This is a genomic window from Janthinobacterium longum (assembly GCF_051380735.1).
Classification (GTDB): Bacteria; Pseudomonadota; Gammaproteobacteria; order Burkholderiales; family Burkholderiaceae_D; genus Janthinobacterium.
On sequence record NZ_JBNYXQ010000003.1, the window covers coordinates 42,440 to 56,428 of the forward strand.

General features: G+C 64.2%; 15 protein-coding genes. 7 read left to right on the plus strand and 8 right to left on the minus strand.

All coding sequences use genetic code 11. The features are described from left to right. Positions 1 to 6: 6 nt before the first annotated feature. The gene (locus ACQ4WM_RS10990) at positions 7 to 1,545 is read right to left on the minus strand and encodes a CYTH and CHAD domain-containing protein (protein WP_436546715.1); all 1,539 of its coding nucleotides are present in this window, start codon (positions 1,543 to 1,545) and stop codon (positions 7 to 9) included. Between the two features lie 106 nt (positions 1,546 to 1,651). Here ACQ4WM_RS10990 and mgrA point away from each other — a divergent pair, with 106 nt between their 5' ends. Then, complete coding sequence (mgrA, locus tag ACQ4WM_RS10995) at positions 1,652 to 2,692, plus strand: L-glyceraldehyde 3-phosphate reductase (RefSeq protein ID WP_436546716.1); 1,041 nt, start codon at positions 1,652 to 1,654, stop codon at positions 2,690 to 2,692. A gap of 330 nt (positions 2,693 to 3,022) precedes the next feature. Here mgrA and ACQ4WM_RS11000 read toward each other — a convergent pair whose 3' ends face one another. Together ACQ4WM_RS11000 and ACQ4WM_RS11005 are read right to left on the minus strand one after the other, a co-directional pair. After that, complete coding sequence (locus tag ACQ4WM_RS11000) at positions 3,023 to 3,337, minus strand: hypothetical protein (protein WP_436546717.1); 315 nt, start codon at positions 3,335 to 3,337, stop codon at positions 3,023 to 3,025. 42 nt (positions 3,338 to 3,379) lie between these two features. Beyond that, positions 3,380 to 3,697, minus strand: coding sequence for a hypothetical protein (locus ACQ4WM_RS11005; protein ID WP_436546718.1), 318 nt, complete (start codon positions 3,695 to 3,697; stop codon positions 3,380 to 3,382). Positions 3,698 to 3,950: 253 nt separating this feature from the next. Here ACQ4WM_RS11005 and ACQ4WM_RS11010 point away from each other — a divergent pair, with 253 nt between their 5' ends. The 6 genes from ACQ4WM_RS11010 (at position 3,951) to ACQ4WM_RS11035 (ending at position 9,645) form a co-directional block, all read left to right on the plus strand. Then, a complete protein-coding gene (locus ACQ4WM_RS11010) occupies positions 3,951 to 4,262 on the plus strand; it encodes a DUF4148 domain-containing protein (RefSeq protein ID WP_436546719.1) in 312 nt (103 codons plus the stop codon). 122 nt (positions 4,263 to 4,384) lie between these two features. Next, positions 4,385 to 5,794, plus strand: a complete 1,410-nt coding sequence (locus ACQ4WM_RS11015) for an efflux transporter outer membrane subunit (RefSeq protein WP_436546720.1) — start codon at positions 4,385 to 4,387, stop codon at positions 5,792 to 5,794. Between the two features lie 87 nt (positions 5,795 to 5,881). Then, positions 5,882 to 6,388, plus strand: coding sequence for a MarR family winged helix-turn-helix transcriptional regulator (locus ACQ4WM_RS11020; RefSeq protein WP_436546721.1), 507 nt, complete (start codon positions 5,882 to 5,884; stop codon positions 6,386 to 6,388). Between the two features lie 71 nt (positions 6,389 to 6,459). Next, positions 6,460 to 8,547, plus strand: coding sequence for an FUSC family protein (locus tag ACQ4WM_RS11025; protein ID WP_436546722.1), 2,088 nt, complete (start codon positions 6,460 to 6,462; stop codon positions 8,545 to 8,547). Further along, entirely contained in the window at positions 8,537 to 8,737 is a 201-nt protein-coding gene (locus tag ACQ4WM_RS11030; RefSeq protein ID WP_436546723.1) for a DUF1656 domain-containing protein, read from the plus strand. The genes ACQ4WM_RS11025 and ACQ4WM_RS11030 overlap by 11 nt, the downstream gene beginning before the upstream one ends. A 38-nt stretch (positions 8,738 to 8,775) precedes the next feature. After that, positions 8,776 to 9,645 carry an efflux RND transporter periplasmic adaptor subunit gene (locus tag ACQ4WM_RS11035; protein ID WP_436546724.1) on the plus strand — a complete coding sequence of 290 codons (870 nt, stop codon included), beginning with the start codon at positions 8,776 to 8,778 and terminating at the stop codon, positions 9,643 to 9,645. Here ACQ4WM_RS11035 and ACQ4WM_RS11040 read toward each other — a convergent pair. The 5 genes from ACQ4WM_RS11040 to ACQ4WM_RS11060 all read right to left on the minus strand — a co-directional run bounded on the left by ACQ4WM_RS11040 (position 9,642) and on the right by ACQ4WM_RS11060 (position 13,970). Further along, on the minus strand, positions 9,642 to 10,388 hold the full coding sequence (locus tag ACQ4WM_RS11040; RefSeq protein ID WP_436546725.1) for an SDR family oxidoreductase: 747 nt from the start codon (positions 10,386 to 10,388) through the stop codon (positions 9,642 to 9,644). The genes ACQ4WM_RS11035 and ACQ4WM_RS11040 overlap by 4 nt on opposite strands. 61 nt (positions 10,389 to 10,449) lie before the next feature. Further along, a complete protein-coding gene (locus ACQ4WM_RS11045; protein WP_436546726.1) occupies positions 10,450 to 10,656 on the minus strand; it encodes a hypothetical protein in 207 nt (68 codons plus the stop codon). A gap of 5 nt (positions 10,657 to 10,661) precedes the next feature. Then, positions 10,662 to 11,351, minus strand: a complete 690-nt coding sequence (locus ACQ4WM_RS11050) for a thiol:disulfide interchange protein DsbA/DsbL (protein WP_436546727.1) — start codon at positions 11,349 to 11,351, stop codon at positions 10,662 to 10,664. 158 nt (positions 11,352 to 11,509) lie between these two features. Further along, positions 11,510 to 13,087, minus strand: a complete 1,578-nt coding sequence (locus ACQ4WM_RS11055; protein ID WP_436546728.1) for a TonB-dependent receptor — start codon at positions 13,085 to 13,087, stop codon at positions 11,510 to 11,512. Then, positions 13,080 to 13,970 (minus strand): LysR family transcriptional regulator, encoded by an 891-nt coding sequence (locus ACQ4WM_RS11060; RefSeq protein ID WP_436546729.1) that lies wholly within the window; start codon positions 13,968 to 13,970, stop codon positions 13,080 to 13,082. The genes ACQ4WM_RS11055 and ACQ4WM_RS11060 overlap by 8 nt, the downstream gene beginning before the upstream one ends. Between the last annotated feature and the right edge of the window lie 19 nt (positions 13,971 to 13,989).

Genomic DNA, 13,989 nt, shown 5'->3' on the forward strand with positions numbered 1-13,989 from the left:
TCCGATTCAGCCTGGCAGGCGCGCCGCCTTGAAGCGCCGCCAGGCCTGCTCCATGCCGCGCGCGTCGCCCAGCCGTTCTTGGGCGCGCGCCGCCAGATAGCCGCGCACGAAAGCCGCCTGCGATTGCACCTGCGGCTGCTGGCTCGCCAGCGTATTCAGCAAGGTGTCGGCCACCTGCAGGTCATTGAGCATGCCCAGCACGTCCTGCAGCTTTGAAAGCGCTTGCACGTACGCACGCACCTTGCCGGCCTTGAACAGCGAGGCAAAAAATTCAGCCGCATAGCGCGCCTTCTTGGCCGCTATCCTGATTTGGTGGCGTTCATCGGGCGTGCCTTTGAACAGCAGCTTGCCGCGCTTGCGCAGGCGGCGCTGGCGCCGCTGCAGGGCTACGCGCGCAAAACGCAGCAGCGGCCCATCCAGTGCGCGGCGCTGGCGCGGCGTGCTTCCCTCGCGCCAGCCACACGCCAGCAACCAGTGCTGCAATCCCAGCATCAGCCGCGTGTAGCGTGTATCGGCCAGCGCTTCGGCCGCCAGCGCATGGGCGGTGCGGGCTTGCTCGCGCGCCGCCCCGGTCAAGGGCGACAGGATGTCGGCATCAAGTTCGCCCTGGCACGGCGCCAGCGTGTCCAGGGCCAGCACATCCCAGTCGCGCGCGGCGCCCAGTTTGAGCGCCAGCCAGTCCAGGTCGGCCTGCAGGTCTTCGGGCAAGGCCAGCAGCGGCTTGAACAGCGACAAGGCCGAGCGCAGCCGGCGCAAACCGACGCGCATCTGGTGCAGGCTTTCCACATCCTCGCTGCTTGCCACGCCGTCCTGGTTGGCGCTGACCTGTTCCAGGCAATTGGCGGCAATCGCCTGGAAACCCTGCTGCACCGACAGCACATCGCCCAGCACAAGTGGCTGCGCCTTGACGGCTTTCACCGGCAACCCGGCAGCAAGGCGATAACCGCGTTCGGCCTTGCTGGTCTGGCCTATCCACAGCGGCACCTCGGGCTGCAGCGCCAGCGCGATCTCGAACAGGGCGGCCGGACGGCCCGATTTGAGTTCCAGTTCGATCTCGCTCACCGGCACGCTATTGTCGCCGTGTTCGATCACGCCCTGATCCAGCACGCACTCAACCAAATCCCCCTGAGGCGTGGCCAGTTGCCACACCGTGCGCTCGATGCGCGTAGTAAATACCGTGTGAAGATTGGCGCGGATGGCGTCCTTGCGCAGCAGCGCGCGCACCGGCTGCTTGCGACCTGTCAGTGCGTCGAGCGCATCGAGTTCCGGTACCGGGCCCGCTACCTCGCTCTCCCATTCATGACGGCTGTGCAGGCCGCCACTCACGCTGCCGCCCGCTTTCAGTGTCTGCACCCAGGCACCATCGATGTGACGCACGCGCAGGCCGGCATGGTGGCGGCACAGCTGCAAATCAGGCGTATCGACATAGACGTCGTGCATGGACAGCAGCCTTGGTTGCTGCGTCGCATATTGCGCCAGCAAGCGATGCTCGCGCACCCGCGCGGCGTGCTGCGGGTCAAGCAGGAGTTTGAGTTCGACTTCCATGGCGTGGCTCCGTGGTCAGGAAAAGAACCATTGTAAGGCTGGAAACGAGTGCGCACGCTTGGCCGATTTGCGCGAGAATAAGCGCTTCATTACCAGAGGAGACACCATGACCTATCACGCCGCCGAGAACCGTTATGAACAGATGCAATATCGTACCTGCGGGCGCAGTGGACTGAAACTGCCGCTGCTGTCGCTGGGCCTGTGGCACAACTTCGGCGACAGCACCAGCCTGGCCGTCCAGCGCGACATGCTGCGTACCGCATTTGACCTCGGCATTACCCATTTCGACCTGGCCAACAATTACGGTCCGCCTTACGGCAGCGCGGAAAGCAATTTCGGCAAGCTGCTGCGCGACGACTTTCTGCCGTACCGTGATGAGCTGATCATTTCCACCAAGGCCGGCTGGGACATGTGGCCCGGCCCTTACGGCCAGGGCGGCGGCTCGCGCAAATACGTGCTGGCCAGCCTGGACCAGAGCCTCAAGCGCATGGGCCTGGACTATGTCGACATCTTCTATTCGCACCGTTTCGATCCCGACACGCCGCTGGAAGAAGCCATGGGCGCGCTGGCCACCGCCGTGCAGCAGGGCAAGGCGCTGTATGTGGGCCTGTCCTCGTATTCGCCGCAAAAAACGGCCGAAGCGGCGGCCCTGCTGCGCGACTGGAAAGTGCCGTGTCTGATCCACCAGCCGTCGTACAACATGCTCAACCGCTGGATCGAGGACGACGGCCTGCTCGACACGCTTGAACAGGAAGGCATGGGCTGCATCACCTTCACGGCGCTGGCGCAAGGCCTGCTGAGCGACAAATACCTGGACGGCGTGCCGCAGGATGCGCGCATCAACCGCCCCGGCGGCGGCTCGATGACCAAGGAACACCTGAGCGCGGAAAACCTGGCCAGGGTGCGCGGCCTGAACCAGATCGCGGCAGCCCGCGGCCAGAGCCTGGCGCAGATGGCGCTGGCCTGGGTGCTGCGCGATCCGCGCGTCACCACCACCCTGATCGGTGCGAGCAGCAGCGCGCAGATCCGTGAAAACGTGGCGGCGCTGCAGCAGCTGGGCTTTACGGAAGAAGAGCTGCGCGCAATCGATGTGCAGGCGCGCGAAGGGCATATCAATCTGTGGGAAGGGCCGTCGCGGGCCAAATAAGAAAGTAAAGCCTTGAAAAAACGGGCGGCAGACCGGTGTAATGCCGTTCATTTAAGCTGTCCGAGGCATTGAAAGGCTAAAAAACATAACAAAGGCGGGCCGGAGACGCGGGCCCGAGAAAATGCCGATGGCGGCGTTGCAGCTCCTAGCCGTACTAGCGTACTGTCGTCGTCGCTGCGCCTTGCCCTCGACATTTTTCGGACCCGCTTGACCCGGTACACCTTTGCGGGCGACTTGGGCTTTAATCCGTTTTGCAGGTTTACTGGCAGCGTATGGGCGCTAACTGAACGGCATTAGCCGGGTCGACGCCCATTTTTTTACGTTCCTGCATTAGCTACCCAAATGCACTAGCGCATGCCCTATGTGCTGCCACGAATGCTCACGCGACCTGATCTGTTTCAGGCAAGCCGTGTCAATTTCAGTGGGAAACACGCGGTCCTGGCAGGCTTTCGTCTGCAGGGCGTAGCGCTGGTTTTCTGCCGCCGCCAGCGCCAGCGCCAGCCAGAAGGCCAACGCCACCAACACAACGAGCAAGCTCCACGCCAGGTGGTTGGTGGTGCTTTTCTCGCCGATAAACTCGCGCGGCCGCGTCTCGCGGTACATCGACATCAAGGTTTTCTGTTTCTCTTGCTTGTCTTGCGTCATCGCTGCGACTTTCTGGTGAACGGACTAGCCGCCATTTTACGCTCAGTCAGGACGGTCGGGGTCTTCTTCGCCTTCGACGTCGTCAACGGCACGGTCAGGTACCATGCGCTCGATGTGATCGACATCGATATCGCCGCCGTCTGGTGCCGCGTTTTCAGGTTCCACGCCGGCGCGTTCACCGGTGCCCGCGGCATCGCTGTCGCTGTCCAGGCTTTCCTGGTCCTGGCCGGGTATGCCCTGCACATCGCTGCCGCTGTCGGAACTGTCGCTGGGGCCCAGTGCGCCCTTGCCGTGGCCCGTGCCAAGCACGCGGTCCGGCAGGCCGGGCAGGTTGTCTGGATCGAGGCTGCTTGCGCTCATGCTGTTCTCCTGTTAATAAAATATTACTGTACTCCACCCTTCACAAGAACGTCGCACGGCTGCGACGCGCCAGATTTGAAAATAATATTTCACAAATGTACTATTCAGTGATATAGTTCATTCAAGTAAGCACGCTTCTGATCCAGAAACATGTTTTATCGGCAGCAAGGCCCCACCCGCGCCGTGCCGCCGAGCCGACCGGTACGTGGCGATCCGGCCCATCCACCCAGCCATGCCCAAACAGGAGTTCATCATGCAAGTCAAATCAATCGCAGCAGCATTGCTCGTTCTTGCCGCCTCGTCGGCTTTTGCCCAGAGCACAGCGCCAGCCACCAGCACGCAACAGACGCGCGCCGAGGTCACAGCCGAATATATCCGCGCCCGCAACGCCGGCGAAATCGCCACCAGCGAAGTCGACTATCCGAAAACCCCTGTTACCGCCGCCAGCACCGTAACGCACGAACAGGTCATGAGCGAGTTCTACGCCGCCCGCAAGGCTGGCGAAATTCCACAGACGGAAGCCGATTTCGATATCGCGCAGACCCGTCACCATGTCGTCAAATAAAAATCGCCCAGCCGGTTTTTAGTACCACCGTCGTTGCGGCGCAGCATGCCCAGGCCACTCCTGGCAAGCTCACCGCGGCGAGTTTTACCTTGTTACCGATTATTTTCCCTGGAGTTCTGCGCATGTTCCTGCCCCGCCGTCTGCTCGCCGCCAGCCTGGCCCTTGCCCTTGCCGCTTGCGCCGACATGGGCCATATTGCGCCGCAGGCGACGCTGGCCGATGCCCACGCGCTGGACGGCGGCAGGACGAATGACGGCGCCAGCGCCACCATAGACTGGCCGCGCGCCCAGTGGTGGCAAGCATTGCAGGACCCGCAACTCGATCGCCTGATGGAACAGGCACTGGCCGACAGCCCGACCCTGCGCGGCGCCCAGGCGCGCGTGCGCCAGGCCGAAGCGCTGGCCGGCGCGGCCGAAGACAAAACCCGCCCGCAGCTTGATACGAGCGTGTCGATCAACCGCGAACTGTATTCGCAGCATGGCAGCACGCCAGCGCCGCTGGCCGGCAACTACGCGTGGCGCAACCAGGCCACCGTCACCGCCTCGTATGACCTGGACCTGTGGGGCCGCAACCGCGCCGCACTGGCGGCCGCTCTCGGCGACGTGCAACTGGCGTCGGCCGAATCACAGATGGCGCGCCTGGCGCTGGAAACGGCGCTGGTGCGCACCTACATCCAGCTGTCGTATGAATTTACTTTGCAGGACGTGATACAAAACAGCCTGGCGCAGCGCGCACGCATCCTCGACATTACCCAGCGCCGCCGCCAGGCCGGCATCGGTACCGACGTCGATGTGGAACAGATCAAAACCACCTTGCCTGCCGGCCGGCGCCAGCTGGAACAGACCAATGAAGCGCTGGCGCTGCTGCGCAACCAGCTGGCCGCGCTGTCGGGCAAGGGTCCGTCGGCAGGAATCGCGCTCACGCGCCCGGTGCTGCGGCTGGAGCATCCGCTGGCGATTCCCGCAGCCCTGCCGGCCGAGCTGATCGGCCGCCGTCCCGATATCGCCGCCCAGCGCTGGCGCGTGGAAGCGGCCGCCAAACGCATCGATGCGGCCAAGGCAGAGTTTTATCCGAACGTGAATCTGGTGGCGTTTGCCGGTTTCCAGGCATTCGGTTTCAGCCATTTCCTGGACGCCAATTCGCAGCTGCGCGGCGCCTCGCCCGCACTGAGCCTGCCGATCTTTGCCGGCGCCCGCTTGCGCGCCCAGCTGGGCAGCCAGACGGCAGTGTATGACGGCGCCGTCGAGCAGTACAACGCCACCGTGATCAACGCCATGATGGACGTCGCCAATGCGGTGACGAAAGCGCAGTCGCTGCGCAAGCAGCACGAACTGACGCAGCAGGCACTGGCCACGGCGCAACGGGCGCGCGACCTGGCCGAGCAGGCCTACAAGGCTGGCATGAGCGACGCCATCAATATGCTCAACACGCAAGTGGCGCTGCTGGCGGAACAACAGCAGCAGGCACAGAACGGCGCCAGCGAACTCGATCTCTATGTTTCCCTGATGAATGCACTGGGAGGCGGAATCTGAGCCTGGCGAACGCAGGCCAAAATATTAGCGTTGCCATAACACGGCAAGATACAATCAGCGCTTTATTCATACGCAAAGGTACACGACATGACAGCATTTGATGCCACCTCGAAGCGGCTGCAGCATATCCGCACGCGCATGCCGGCGTTCCCCCTGGAACTGATGCGCTTGCTGCGCATGACGTATCACATCCAGAAAGGCATGAAGGACCTGACCAATGCGGCGTTGAAAAAGCACGATCTGGTCGACGCCAGCTATATGGTGCTGGCCGTGTTGTATGGCACCGAAGACGAAACCTCGAGCGCCGCCGTGCTGGGCATGGCCTGCCATGAAAAGCCGGCCAACCTGACGCGCGTCTGCAACGACCTGGAAACGCGCGGCCTGATCCATCGCGGCACGCGCCCCGGCGACCGCCGCTCGGTGATGATTTCGCTGACCGACAAGGGCCGCGCCCTGATCGAAACGGCGCTGCCGGATGTGTACGCCGAAACCTCGTCGTTGTATGAAGGTTTTACTGCGGAAGAACTGCAGGTGCTCGACAAACTGTATGCGCGCCAGTTGCGCAACCTGAACAATCTCAACCACCCGGACTAACAACGCTATCGATGACGCCAGCCACAGTACCCTCACATACAGGCCCCCTGCCACGGGCCGCACGTTGGCTGGTGCAAGCACTGCAAGACTGGCGCGTGACCGAAGGCGAACGCTGGATCTATGTCGCCAAGAACCTGATGGCCGCCTTCTGCGCGCTGTGGCTGGCCTACCGGCTGGGCCTCGACTCGCCCAGCACGGCCATGACCACTACCATCATCCTGGCCATGCCCAGCAGCGGCATGGTGCTGGAAAAAAGCTTTTACCGCCTGTGCGGCACCCTGCTTGGCTGCACTGCGGCGTTGTGCCTGATCGGCTTTTTCCCGCAGCAGCCGGTGCTGCTGTTTGCCGGCCTGGCACTGTGGGTGGGCCTGTGCACGAGCGGCGCAGCACTGCACCGCAACGCCCAGTCGTATGTGTATGTGCTGTCCGGCTATACCGCCTGCATGATCGTGCTGCCGGCCATCGAGCAGCCGATGCAGGTGTTTGCGCTGGCCGTTACCCGCGTGGCTGAAGTGAGCCTGGGCATTATCTGCTCGGCGGTGGTGTCCAGCGTGCTGCTGCCGCGCCACCAGGGCACGCAGGTGATGCGTGCGGTCGAGGCGCGCTACGAAAAATTCCTCGGCTTTTGCCAGGACGTGCTGCAGCAAAAACTGTCGGCCGCCGAGGTGGAAGTGACGCACCTGCGCTTTGCGGCCGATGTCGCCGCGCTGGAACTGGGCCGCTCGGCGGCGCTGTTCGAAGTGAGCGACGCGGTCAGCCATGTACGCGCGCAAAACCGCAAACTGCGCGCCTTCAATGCCACCTTCATGACGGCGCTGACCACCTTCTATACCTTTCACCGCCTGTTCGAGCGGCTGCAGCGCGATGGCCAGACGCAGATCGTCGAGGCCTGCGCCCCGCTGCTCGACATCATTGCCGAAGCGCTGCACTCGCGGCCGTCGCAGGACTCGCTCGATACCATGCAGCTGCATCTGCAGGCGGCGCTGGCGCAGGCCCGCGTGCAGATCGACAAGGCCAGCATCGAGCATGCCCAGCGCATCGATTTCGATACCGTCTGCGAGCTGCTGGAACGCTTTGCACGCGACATGAGCCGCTATCACGAGGTGTATTTCAGCCTGGTCCACGACACGCCGCTCGACGTCAGCACGGCGCAAGCGTATGCGCCGAAAACCCCGCCAGCGCTGGTGATTGCCAGCGGCGCGCGCGCGGCCATCAGTCTGGCCCTGCTGGCGCTGGGCGCCTGGTTCCTGGCCTGGCCCTCGGCCAGCACGGCCATGCTGATGGCAGCGGTGTTCTGCGCGCTGGCTTCGTCGTCGCCGCGCCCGATCGCGATGATACGCCAGGTGCTGACGGGGTTTTTCATCGCCCTGCCGCTGTCGCTGGTCTGCGTGTACTTCGTGCTGGTGCATGGCGACGGCTTTCCGATGCTGGTGCTGAGCTTTGCGCCCTTCCTGGCCGTCGCCCTGTATTTGATGAGCAATCCGGCCAAACTCGGCATCGGGCTGGGCGTGGGCACCTTCATCACCCAGATGGCGCCGACCAATCTGATGCATGTCGACGGCGCCGCGTTTCTCAATACAAGCATGGCGCTGATCGTCGGCCTGGCGCTGGCCGGCCTGGTATTTGCCGTCATCCTGCCAGAGCACACCATGGGTCACAAGGACCATGTGGGGCCGGCCCTGTGGCGCGAAACGCTACGTGCCTGCACCACGCGCCTGGCGCAAGGGTCCGCCAACAAGCACCGTTTCGACAATCGCATGCGCGACCTGCTGAGCCAGCTCAATGCGGCGGCCGGCCCGGCGCCGGGCGAAGAAACACGCGCCGTCGTGCGAGAGGCACTGACCCTGCTGGAGATCGGCCACTCGGTGATCGAAGTGCGCGAACTCGTTGCCACGTCCAAAGCGCCGGGCGCCGCCACCCGTGCACTGGGCCGCTGCGTAGCCAGCATCGCCGCCTGGCTGCGCACGCGCCACGATGCCGATCTGCAGGTGGCCATCAATGCGACCCTGCAAGCCGGCGCCTGCGTGCGTGAAGCGCAAAGTGGCGCCGGCGCCGAACGCCACGTGCGACTGCAAACGGCGCTGGCCGACCTGCACTCGCTGTACACCTCTTTACTCGACCATATGGCGCCTGCCGCCGGAGACTCCCATGCCGCGTGAATTCGCCCTGTTCGGGGTATTGCTGCCCACCCTGCTGCCCCTGTTTATCCTCAGCATCGCGCTGCAAACCGTGCTTGACCGCCTGTTCGGCTGGCTGGGCGTGTACCGGATGGTGTGGCATCCGTCGCTGGCGCGGCTGTGCATTTTCATCGCCATCTTTGGCGCGCTGTCTTTATCGCTGTACAAATAAAAAAAACTGTTCAACCTGATCAAAGAAGGGGTACCTCGATGGTAACCAAACTGACCCGCTACGCAATCACGCTGCTGCTGCTCGCCGCCGCACTCTGGATCGGCAAGACTGTCTGGGACCGCTACATGGAGTCGCCGTGGACACGCGACGGCCGCATCAAGGCCGACGTGATCAATATCAGCGCCGACGTGGCCGGCACCGTGACGCAGGTGCTGGTGCGCGACAACCAGGTCGTGCACAAGGGTGACGTGCTGTTCGTCGTCGACAAGCAGCGCTATGCCAGCGCGCTGGCGCAGGCCGACGCCACCCTGGCCGCGCAGCGCACGGAACAGGGCCGCCGCAGCAAGGAAGCACAGCGCCGCGCCAGCCTGGACGCCAGCATCATCTCGACCGAAAGCCGCGAAACGGCGGCGTTTGCCGCCAGCTCGGCCACCTCGCAGGTGCAGGGCGCACTGGCCGCACGCACGCTGGCGCAACTGAACCTCGAGCGCACCACCGTGCGCGCCCCGGTCGATGGCTACGTCACCAACTTGAACGTGCATACCGGTGACTTTGCCGCCGTCGGCGCACCCAAGCTGGCAGTGATCGACAGCGCCTCGTATTACGTGGTCGGTTATTTTGAAGAGACCAAACTGGCCATGCTGGCGCAGGACGACCAGGCGGAAATGCGGCTGATGAGCGGCGGCACCCTGCACGGCCATATCGAAAGCGTCGCGCGCGGCATTACCGACCGCGACGCCGCCACCGGCCGCGAACTGCTGGCCGACGTGAACCCCACCTTCAACTGGGTACGCCTGGCCCAGCGCGTGCCGGTGCGCATCCATATCGACCAGCAGCCCAAGGGCCAGGTGCTGGTCGCCGGCACCACCTGCACGGTGGTGATCACGCCGCACTCAAAGGCAGTCTAGCGGCCGCCGGACACGTCCAGCAACACCCCCGTCACATAACTGGCGGCAGGGCTGAGCAGGTACAGGATGGCGTCCGCCACTTCCTCGCTCTGGCCGCCGCGCTGCATCGGCACGCCGGAGGCCAGGCGGTCGACCCGGCCCGCCTCGCCACCCGAGGCATGGATCTCGGTGTAGATCAGGCCAGGGCGCACGCCGTTGACGCGGATGCCATCGAGCGCCACCTCTTTCGCCAGGCCGACGGTCAAGGTGTCAATCGCGCCTTTCGAGGCCGCATAGTCGACGTATTCGGCGCTGCCACCGAGGCGCGCGGCCACCGACGACACATTCACGATACGACCACCCTGCCCGCCCGTTGCGGTTGACATGCGCCGCACCGCCTGCTGGCTGCACAGGAAGTAACTGATCACATTGGTACGCAGCACGCGCTCCATGCGCTGCACCGACATGTCGACCAGCCGGCACTTCTGCTCCAGCACGCCGACATTGTTGACCAGCGCGGTGATCGTGCCCAAGCGCGCATCGACCTCGCCAAACAGCCGTTCCACGTCCGCTTCATGGCCGACATCGGCCTGCACCGCGATTGCCTGGCCGCCCTCGCCGTTGATGCGCGCACACAGCAGTTCGGCCGCTTCCTTGTCGCGTACATAGTTGATGCAGACGGCGTAGCCCTGGCGTGCCGCCAGCAAGGCCGTCGCCGCGCCGATACCGCGGCTGCTGCCGGTGATCAGGATGACTTCTTTCATGATTGCTCCAGAATGTTAAAAAGCCCGCACTGGGCGGGCTGGTGGGGTGTTGCTGTTACGGTCAAGGCCGCACATGCGTGAGCGCATAAGTGAGGTGCTGCCACCAGTGTGCGCGCGTATGGGCAGCGGCCAGGCACTGCACGTCGGCTTCGGCACAGGCCTTGCTGGCCAGTGCGTTGCGCTGGTTTTCCACATTGACGACAGCCAGCGCCAGCCAGGCGACAAGCGCCAGCGCGGCTACGCACAAGATCCAGGGCAGCTGTTTCATGGCGCTTACTTCTTCGCCGGCGCAGGCACAGTACCGCGCTCTTTCAGCACGCGCGCCACCAGTTCATCCATCACGCGCAAGGTCGCCTGCTGGGTTTGTGGCTCGGACTGGCCGGGACGCGACAGCTGCGCCGGCGAGGTCACGAAACGGCCGTCGATGACGATGGTCGGCGCACTGTCGATCTTGCTGGCGGCGATCAGCTGCTCGTTGCGTTTGAGCTTGGTCTGGACGCCGAAGGAGTTGAACATTTCCAGGTATTTTGCCTTGTCGATGCCGTTCTTGACCAGCAGGTCGAGAATCGCGCCGTCGGTCATCAGGCGGTTGCGCTCGACGTGGATGGTGCGGAAGATCTTGTCGTGGTACTGCTCCAGCACGCCCATCGCTTCGAGCGTGACGTAGGCATGCGCCTGCGGGTCTTTCGGACCCGAGAAGGCCAGGTGGATGCGGCGGAAAGCGATCTTGTCGCCCTGCTTCTTGACCCAGTCGTGCATCAGCGGATCGAGCGCATTGCAGTGCGGGCACGAGTACATGAAATACTCGACCACTTCCACTTTCTTGCCGGTGTCGGTACGCTGCGGCGTGGCCAGCGTGGTAAAGCCCGTATCGGCAGCCATGGCGCCACCGGTGGCAGCGAGCAGGAAAGTGGCGGCAAGCACCGGGCGCAGCAGGGAACGCAGGAAGCGCGGGAAACGCATAGTCAAATCCTTCATCATAGTGGTCGTGAACAGTGCGAGGTTACCATTTTTTGCGCGCCTGCATCGAGGGCAGCTGTCAAAAAAGGCCGGCAGCAGCCAGTACGCCATGCTGCTTGAGCCCCAATTAAGCCCCATTTAAGCCCCGCTGCACGCCAGCGTCAGAACTGGTAGCGTGCCGACAGGCGCAACTGGCGCGTATCGTTCTGGTAAATGCTCGAGCGGCAAGAGCGCGCATCGCCATAATGGCGGCGGTCGGTCAGGTTGCTGACCGACAGTTCCAGCTGCCAGGCGCCGGCCTTGTAGCCATAGTGGCCATCCACCGTGGCAAACGCCGGCACCTGCGCCAGGCAGCTGTTGTCGAAGTCATTGCCATAGCGCAGGGCACGCAGCCACTGCACGCCCAGGTCGGCACTGCTGCGCCCTGGTGGCGTCCAGTACAGCCGGGCGGCGGCCAGGGTCTTGGGCACCAGTGCGATGTCGGCGCCGTCGTACGGATAGTTTTCATAGCGCGCATGCGCCTGCTGCAGCTGGCCCTCGACGCGCCAGGCCGGCGACAGCACCATGCTCGCCTCGATGGCCATGCCGTCGCGCCGGGCCGGTTCCAGGTTGCCCGCAAAGCCCTGCTGGTTCAGCTCCACCAGGCTCTGGTCGAACACGATACTGGTCAGCAGGCGTTCGCTGAACAGGCGCAGCGATGCGCTGCGGTCCTTGCCGGTCCAGTTCACCCCCACTTCTCGCTGGTAGCGCAACTGCCCCGCCAGCGGCCGGTAGCCGGCGCTGGTATAGCCATCGTCATCGATACGGTAGCTGCGCGCGGTCTTGGCATACACGCTGGTATCGGGACGCAGCAGAAAGCTGCCCTGCAGGTCCCAGGCACGCTGGTTTTCCCAGTCGCTGCCACCGGCCGGCAAGTCCGACGGGTCGAGGTGAAACTGTTCCCGGCGCAGGCCCAGCAGCAGGCGCGGCGCATGCACGCCGCCAAACGCCAGTTCTTCGCGCAGCAGCAGCGCGCGTGCATGCTGGCGGCGCGTCAGGTCGCTGGCGCTGTCTTCGTTCGAACGCGCCGTGCGGCGCTCCCATTGCATCAGGTCGACGCCCAGTTCAGTATCGGTGCCGACCGTGCCCAGCTTGCCATAGTGGCGCAGGCGCGGCGCCAGTTGCAACTGGCGGCTGCGGTACGACGATACATCGCTGCCGGTGTCGCCCGCATAAATGGCTTGCGCGCGTTTTTCGCGCAAGGTCGCTTCCACGCCCAGCTCGATATTGCCGATATAGCGCTGCACGAAAGTACTGGCGCGCGCCACGTCGTAGCGGTAGCGGTCGTCCGGCCAGGCGGCCAGCGGCCAGGCCTGTGCCTTGAACGTGCTGAACGGCGCAGGGTAGCGGGTTTCCTGTTCGACTTTATCGGCGCTGAAGCCGAAGCGGCCCTGGCGCGACTTCCATTCCGCGCCGAGGCTGGCACCCCGTTCAAGAAACACGCTGCCATCGCGGTAGTTACCATTGCGCACCAGGTCCAGCGCGGCATCGAGCGACCAGCCCTGCTGGTCGCGTGCCACGCTGGCATGCCCGCTGCGCTGGCCATGTTCGCCCACTTCGGCCGACAACTCGCCCGAGGTGGCCGGCGCGGCAAGAGTGGCAGGCGCACCATCCTGCGGTGCCTGCTGTGCCAGCGCCGGCATGGACAGCACGGAAAGCACGGAAAGCAACGGTATCGGGAATAAAGCGTGCTTAATCACCAAGGCCTCCTTCATCCGCCAGGAAATCGATAAAGGTGCGCACCTTGGACGATAGGTAGCGGCGGCTGGTGTAGACGGCATGCACCTTGCCGCCGATCAGGGGGTAATCATCGAACAGGCGCACCAGGCGGCCGGCCGCCAGGTCGGCATCGGCCTGCCACGACGGCAGCAGTGCGATACCCATGGCGTCGAGCGCGGCCGCATGCAGCAGGCTTTCATTATTCGATTGCAAGACCGGCTGGAATTTGACGCTGACGCTGCCCTGCGGCCCGTCGAAGCGCAGTTCATTGCCGCTCGCCATCAACGAATAACTGATCATGGCGTGCGCGGCCAGCTCCAGCGGCAGGCGCGGCGTGCCAGCACGGGCCAGATAGGCCGGCGCCGCCACCAGGTAAAATACCACCTTGCCGACCGGCCGGGCGATCAGGGCCGGCGATGGCGCCTGGCCGACGCGCAGGGCCAGGTCGAAACCCTCTTCCACCAGGTTCACCACCCGGCCGCTGAGGTCGATATCGAAGGTGACTTCCGGAAAGCGCTCGCGGTAGGCGGCCAGGGTGCGCGTAAAGATGGGGTTGGCGAACCAGACGGGCGCGCTCAGGCGCAGCATGCCGCGCGGCACCACTGTCGTGCGGCCGACGGTCGCTTCCACTTCGTCGAGATTGTCCAGCATCTCGCGGCACTGCTCGAAATACACCTTGCCGATTTCCGTCAGGCTCAGGTGGCGGCTGCTGCGGTTCAGCAGGCGCGCGTCAAGGTGGCGTTCCAGGTGCATCACGTGCTTGCTGACCATCGCCGGCGAGAGCCCTAGGCGCTCGCTGGCGCGCACGAAACTGTCCAGTTCCACCACGGCGCGAAACACGCGCATGCTGCGCAAGGTATCCATCGGCATCCATCATCAACAA

What these genes read in the sequence shown, in the direction of transcription:
- ACQ4WM_RS11010 (WP_436546719.1), top strand. Translation starts at nt 3,951, where the DNA reads ATGCAAGTCAAATCAATCGCAGCAGCATTGCTCGTTCTTGCCGCCTCG.
- ACQ4WM_RS11015 (WP_436546720.1), top strand. Translation starts at nt 4,385, where the DNA reads ATGTTCCTGCCCCGCCGTCTGCTCGCCGCCAGCCTGGCCCTTGCCCTT.
- mgrA (WP_436546716.1), top strand. Translation starts at nt 1,652, where the DNA reads ATGACCTATCACGCCGCCGAGAACCGTTATGAACAGATGCAATATCGT.
- ACQ4WM_RS11050 (WP_436546727.1), bottom strand. Translation starts at nt 11,351, where the DNA reads ATGCGTTTCCCGCGCTTCCTGCGTTCCCTGCTGCGCCCGGTGCTTGCC.
- ACQ4WM_RS11020 (WP_436546721.1), top strand. Translation starts at nt 5,882, where the DNA reads ATGACAGCATTTGATGCCACCTCGAAGCGGCTGCAGCATATCCGCACG.
- ACQ4WM_RS11040 (WP_436546725.1), bottom strand. Translation starts at nt 10,388, where the DNA reads ATGAAAGAAGTCATCCTGATCACCGGCAGCAGCCGCGGTATCGGCGCG.
- ACQ4WM_RS11030 (WP_436546723.1), top strand. Translation starts at nt 8,537, where the DNA reads ATGCCGCGTGAATTCGCCCTGTTCGGGGTATTGCTGCCCACCCTGCTG.
- ACQ4WM_RS11060 (WP_436546729.1), bottom strand. Translation starts at nt 13,970, where the DNA reads ATGGATACCTTGCGCAGCATGCGCGTGTTTCGCGCCGTGGTGGAACTG.
- ACQ4WM_RS11005 (WP_436546718.1), bottom strand. Translation starts at nt 3,697, where the DNA reads ATGAGCGCAAGCAGCCTCGATCCAGACAACCTGCCCGGCCTGCCGGAC.
- ACQ4WM_RS11035 (WP_436546724.1), top strand. Translation starts at nt 8,776, where the DNA reads ATGGTAACCAAACTGACCCGCTACGCAATCACGCTGCTGCTGCTCGCC.
- ACQ4WM_RS11045 (WP_436546726.1), bottom strand. Translation starts at nt 10,656, where the DNA reads ATGAAACAGCTGCCCTGGATCTTGTGCGTAGCCGCGCTGGCGCTTGTC.
- ACQ4WM_RS10990 (WP_436546715.1), bottom strand. Translation starts at nt 1,545, where the DNA reads ATGGAAGTCGAACTCAAACTCCTGCTTGACCCGCAGCACGCCGCGCGG.
- ACQ4WM_RS11000 (WP_436546717.1), bottom strand. Translation starts at nt 3,337, where the DNA reads ATGACGCAAGACAAGCAAGAGAAACAGAAAACCTTGATGTCGATGTAC.